We start from the raw sequence: 4,672 nt of genomic DNA, 5'->3' as shown, positions 1-4,672 counted from the left end.
GATCGACCCGCCGTTCCAGCTGGTGCTCAGCGTCGCCATGCCCGTCGTCGCGGCCGTGTACCTCGGGGTTGCGGAGGCCGCGCACGCGCACGCGACCGCGCTCGTCGCCGGGACGCCGCGGGCCGGCGACCCGAGCGTGCGACGCCAGCTCGGCGTCGCGGCCACCCGCCTGCAGGTCGCGTCGTGGGCCCTCGACGGTGCCCTCGACGTCGTCGGCGACGACCCGGTGCCGTCGATGACCACGGTCGCCGCGGTGATGACCGCCAAGGCCGAGATCGCGCGGGCCGCGATCGAGGTGTGCGACCTGGCCCTCGACGTCGCCGGGGGCCGCGGCTTCTACCGGTCGAGCCCGCTCGAGCAGTGCTACCGCGACGTGCGCGGGGTCAAGTTCCACCCGCTCACGCCGGAGGAGACACTGCTGCTCGCCGGGACGCAGGCGCTCGGGTCGGCAGCGGCTACAGCGATCCCGCGAAGCGCGTGACCTCGGCGGCGAACCGCTGCGGGTCCTCGACGAACGGGCCGTGGTCGGTGCCCTCCCAGAACGAGGGCGTCGCGGTCAGCAGCAGCGACGCCGCGTGCTCGGCGGCCGAGACGTCGACGACCGAGTCGGCCGTGCCGTGCAGGACGAGCACGGGCGTGTCGAGGCCCCGCAGCAGCTCGTCGTTGCGCACCGTCCGCGCGAACATCGCCGCCCGCACGCGGGGCGGGGTGCACAGGCTGGTGCCGAACAGCGCCTGTGCCGCGACGCCCTTGCCCTCCCCGGGCCCGGTGAGGGCCGTGCCGAAGGCGCCCAGGGCGCGGATCGCCGTCGCCGCGTCCTCGGACATCGCGTCGGGGACGGCCGCGCGCATGGCCGCCCCGACCTTGCCGCCCTTCTCGCCCCGGCCGATGCTGGTGATCGCGCCGACCAGCACGATCCCGGCGACGCGGTCGGTGCCGTGGGTCGCGAGGTAGTCGCAGATCACCAGGCCGCCGTAGGACCAGCCGAGCAGCACCGCCCCGTGGGCGCCTTCGGCGTCGAGCACGGCCTGCACGTCCGCGGCCCACAGCTTCGACTCGTCGTATCCGGTCTCCGGGGCCCCGGAGTACCCGTGTCCGCGCAGGTCGACGGCGATCACCCGGTGGGTGCGGGCCAGCTCGTCGAGCACGGCCTCGCCCCAGCACCGCGACGACTGGGCCCAGCCGTGCAGCAGGACCAGCGGGCGGTGGGCGGGATCGCCGGTGACGCGGTAGACGATGGGGGTGCCGTCGGAGCTCTCGACCTCGCGGATTGTCATGCGGGTCACCCTAGCCGGGCGAGCCGGGCCACTCCCACCGCGCACGCGCATCCGACGAGCGCGGCCACCACCGCGACCCCGATGCCCGCGCTCGGCCCGGACCGGTCGATGACCTGACCGACGACGGCGGAGCCGACCGCGACACCGACCCCGAGTCCCGTGACCGTCCAGGTGATGCCCTCGGTGAGCCGGCCCGGCGGCACGATCCGCTCGGTCAGGGAGGTCGCGACGATCATGGTGGGGGCGACGGCCACCCCGGCCGACAGGTAGAGCACCGCGAGGGCCGGCACCGTGTCGGCGAGCAGCAGCGGCCACAGCAGGACCGCGACGGCCGCCGTCGCGCCGAGCAGCTGCCGCGTCAGCGGCGCCCGCAGCCGCACCGCCCCGAAGACGAGGCCGCCGAGCGCGGACCCGGTCGCGAACATCGCCAGCACCACGGTCGCGGCGCCGGGCGCGCCCCGCTCGGCGGTGAAGGCGACCCCGACCACGTCGACGACGCCGAAGATCGTGCCCATCGCCGTCATCGCCACCACCAGCACGACGAGCACCGGGATCCGCAGCACGCTCGCGCCGGGTGCCCCCGCGACGACCGGGCGTGCCGGGGGTTCGGTGCCGCGCTGGGCGGCGAGCGCGACGGTGCCGATCACCAGCAGCACCGCCCCGAGCAACGCGCCCGCCTCCGGGAACGCGGCGACGCTCAGCCCCACCGACAGCACCGGCCCGACGATGAAGCACAGCTCGTCGATCACCGCCTCGAGCGCGAACGCGGTACGCAACCCGTCGGTGCCGCGGAGCAGCTCGGTCCACCGGGCGCGGACCATGGCGCCGATCGTGGGCATCAGTCCCGCCGGGACCGCGCACGCGAACAGCAGCGCCTCGGGCGCCTCCCACCGCACCCCCGCCAGCATCGCGGCGGTCGCGGCCGCGCTGATCGCCGCGGCGACCGGCAGGACCCGGGACTGCCCGTGCCGGTCCGCGGCCCGCGAGACCAGCGGGGTGAGCGCCGCGTACGACAGCGCGAACACCGCGGCCAGGGCGCCACCGAGGCCGTAGTCACCCCGCAACTGCGAGAACATCGTCACGATGCCGATGCCGACCATCGCGATCGGCAACCGCGCGACGAACCCCGCCAGGCAGAAGGCGGCGGCGCCCGGCGCGGTGAACAGTGCACGGTAGGAGCGCATTCGTGCCAGCATGCAGTACGTGAGCGTGCTGGTGTGTTTCCATGCCCATCCCGACGACGAGGTGTTCACCACCGGCGGGGTGATGCGCCTCGCCGCGGACGCGGGGCATCGGGTGGTGCTGGTCGTGGCGACGGACGGCGCCGCGGGCGAGGTCCCCGACGGGCTGCTCGGTCCCGGCGAGTCCCTGGTGCAGCGTCGCCGCGCCGAGCTCGAGGCGTCGGCGGAGACGCTGGGAGTCGCCCGCCTGGTGCCGCTGGGCTACGCCGATTCGGGCATGGCCGGGGCGCCTCAGAACGCGGACCCGGCCGCATTCTGCAACGTCGACGTGGACTCGGCCGCGGCCCGGCTCGCGGCCGTGCTCGCGGAGGAGAGCGCCGACGTCGTCACCATCTACGACCCCAACGGCGGATACGGGCACCCCGACCACGTGCAGGTGCACCGCGTCGGCGCCCGGGCCCAGGAGCTGACCGCGCACCCGTCGGTGTACGAGGCGGCGATGAACCGGGACCACATCCGTCGCCTGCTCGCCGCCAACCCGGACGTGAGCCCGGACGCGTCGCCCCCGGACCTGGACACGTTCGGCCTGCCGGAGGCCGAGATCACCACCACGATCGACGTGTCCGCGACGATCCCCGCGAAACGGGCGGCGATGCTCGCGCACGCCTCACAGGTCGGTGACTTCGGGCCGATGCTGGCGATGACGCCGGAACAGCTCGCGAGCGCCTTCGGCCTCGAATGGTTCCGCCGGCGCGGCGCGGAGCCGACGCTGCAGGAGAACGCCCTGCCCCTGTGATCGACCCGACCGAAGAGGAGCGCGAATGGGCCACCACGTCGAGCTGAGCCGTTTCGTCGACGCACCACCCGACCGGGTGTGGCGGGTGCTGACCTCCGTCGACTCGGCCCCGCAGATCCTGAGCGGGGTGCAGGGTGTCGAACGGCTCGCGGGCGTCGGCTACGAGGTCGGCACCCGCTGGCGCGAGACCCGCACGATGTTCGGCAGGGCCGCGACCGAGGAGATGACCGTGACGGCCGTGGAGCCGGGGCGGCACACGGCCGTCGAGGCCGAATCCGGCGGTGTGCGCTACCGCACCGAGTTCGACGTGGCCCCCGAGCAGGCCGGCACGACGCTGACCGTGCGGTTCTCGGCCGACGCCGGCCGTCCGGGACGGATCCGGCGGGCGCTGACGGCGCTCGTCGCTCCCCTGGCCCTGCGGGCGACGCGTAAGGCGCTGCACCAGGACCTCGACGACATCGCGGCCGCGGCTCGGGCCGGGATCTGAGCGTCGTGTCGCTGTGCTCGAGCTACCGCGCCACCGGCGCCGACCTGCCCTTCGGTGATCCGCTGGCGGCGCACGACGTCGCGATGGAGGGGTACTTCTGGCGGTTCACCCAGCCCGGGACCGGACGGGTGGTGATCGCGCTGTGCGGCGTCAACCGGGCCGCCGACGGGTCGTGGGCGACCCTCGGCGTGGCGGCGCACCCGGGCGGATTCCTGCGTACGACGGCGCATCCGGAGGGGTTCGCCGACCCGCGGCGGCTCGGCGCGTCGGCGGGCACGGCGTTCCGCGGGGAGCCCGACCGGCTGCGCGTGGACCTCGGCGACGACGCACGCCTCGATATGCGGGTGACGGCGCCCCGGCCGTGGCCCCGCCGCCGGTTCGGCGGATCCAGCGTCTTCCACGCGGTCCCCGCGCTCAACCAGTACTGGCACCCGTGGCTGCTCGACGGGCGAGCCGAGGGCGAGGCCGTGCTCGGGGGCGAGACGTGGAACCTGGACGGCGCCCAGGTGTACGCGGAGAAGAACTGGGGCCGAGGCGGATTCCCGGAGTCGTGGTGGTGGGGCCAGGCGCACGGCTTCACCGACTCCGCCGCGTGCGTCGCCTTCGCCGGTGGGCAGGTCCACGCCGGACCGCTGCGGACCGAGGTGACGGCGGTGGTGGTCGCCCTGCCGGACGGACCCGTGATCCGGCTGGGCAACCCCGTGGTCTCCCCGGTGCGGGCCCACGTCGCCGACGAGCGGTGGTCGCTGTTCGGGCGCGGGCTGCGGTGGACCGTCGAGATCGAGGCGACCGCCCCGCTGAGCGCCGCGCACGTCCTGCCGGTTCCGCTGCCCCTCGAGCGCCGCAACGTGCCCGGCGCCCTCGAGCACCTCGCGGGCTCGCTGAGCGTGACCGTCCGCGACCGCGGCACGCTGGTCTGGGCGGACGAGTC

Annotated in this window: 6 protein-coding genes; 4 read left to right on the top strand and 2 right to left on the bottom strand. The window is 75.1% G+C overall.

Annotated elements, in window-relative coordinates; translation table 11 throughout:
- On the top strand, positions 1-481 hold a 481-nt coding region (locus tag CQZ88_RS31195), incomplete at its 5' end, for an acyl-CoA dehydrogenase family protein (RefSeq protein ID WP_258008632.1).
- Here CQZ88_RS31195 and CQZ88_RS16655 read toward each other — a convergent pair.
- Positions 456-1,277, bottom strand: a complete 822-nt coding sequence (locus tag CQZ88_RS16655) for an alpha/beta fold hydrolase (RefSeq protein ID WP_102800056.1) — start codon at positions 1,275-1,277, stop codon at positions 456-458. The genes CQZ88_RS31195 and CQZ88_RS16655 overlap by 26 nt on opposite strands.
- Positions 1,278-1,282: 5 nt before the next feature.
- On the bottom strand, positions 1,283-2,473 hold the full coding sequence (locus CQZ88_RS16650) for an MFS transporter (protein WP_037201057.1): 1,191 nt from the start codon (positions 2,471-2,473) through the stop codon (positions 1,283-1,285).
- Between CQZ88_RS16650 and CQZ88_RS16645 the strand changes: the two genes are divergently transcribed.
- The 3 genes from CQZ88_RS16645 to CQZ88_RS16635 form a co-directional block, all read left to right on the top strand.
- On the top strand, positions 2,472-3,254 hold the full coding sequence (locus CQZ88_RS16645) for a PIG-L family deacetylase (protein WP_006942308.1): 783 nt from the start codon (positions 2,472-2,474) through the stop codon (positions 3,252-3,254). The two genes, CQZ88_RS16650 and CQZ88_RS16645, sit on opposite strands and share 2 nt — an antisense overlap.
- Positions 3,255-3,279: 25 nt before the next feature.
- Complete coding sequence (locus CQZ88_RS16640) at positions 3,280-3,741, top strand: SRPBCC family protein (RefSeq protein WP_102800053.1); 462 nt, start codon at positions 3,280-3,282, stop codon at positions 3,739-3,741.
- Between the two features lie 5 nt (positions 3,742-3,746).
- Positions 3,747-4,672: tocopherol cyclase family protein (locus CQZ88_RS16635; protein ID WP_102800052.1), on the top strand; the 926-nt coding region annotated here is incomplete at its 3' end.

This window comes from Rhodococcus sp. ENV425 (assembly GCF_002887785.1).
Taxonomy (GTDB): Bacteria; Actinomycetota; Actinomycetes; order Mycobacteriales; family Mycobacteriaceae; genus Rhodococcus; species Rhodococcus aetherivorans.
The sequence above is the reverse complement of the archived record's forward strand: the minus strand, read 5'-3'. Positions and strand labels throughout refer to the sequence as shown.

Coding starts and splice junctions, on each gene's coding strand:
- CQZ88_RS16655 (WP_102800056.1), bottom strand. CDS start 1,277: ATGACAATCCGCGAGGTCGAGAGCTCCGACGGCACCCCCATCGTCTAC.
- CQZ88_RS16645 (WP_006942308.1), top strand. CDS start 2,472: ATGCAGTACGTGAGCGTGCTGGTGTGTTTCCATGCCCATCCCGACGAC.
- CQZ88_RS16650 (WP_037201057.1), bottom strand. CDS start 2,473: ATGCTGGCACGAATGCGCTCCTACCGTGCACTGTTCACCGCGCCGGGC.
- CQZ88_RS16640 (WP_102800053.1), top strand. CDS start 3,280: ATGGGCCACCACGTCGAGCTGAGCCGTTTCGTCGACGCACCACCCGAC.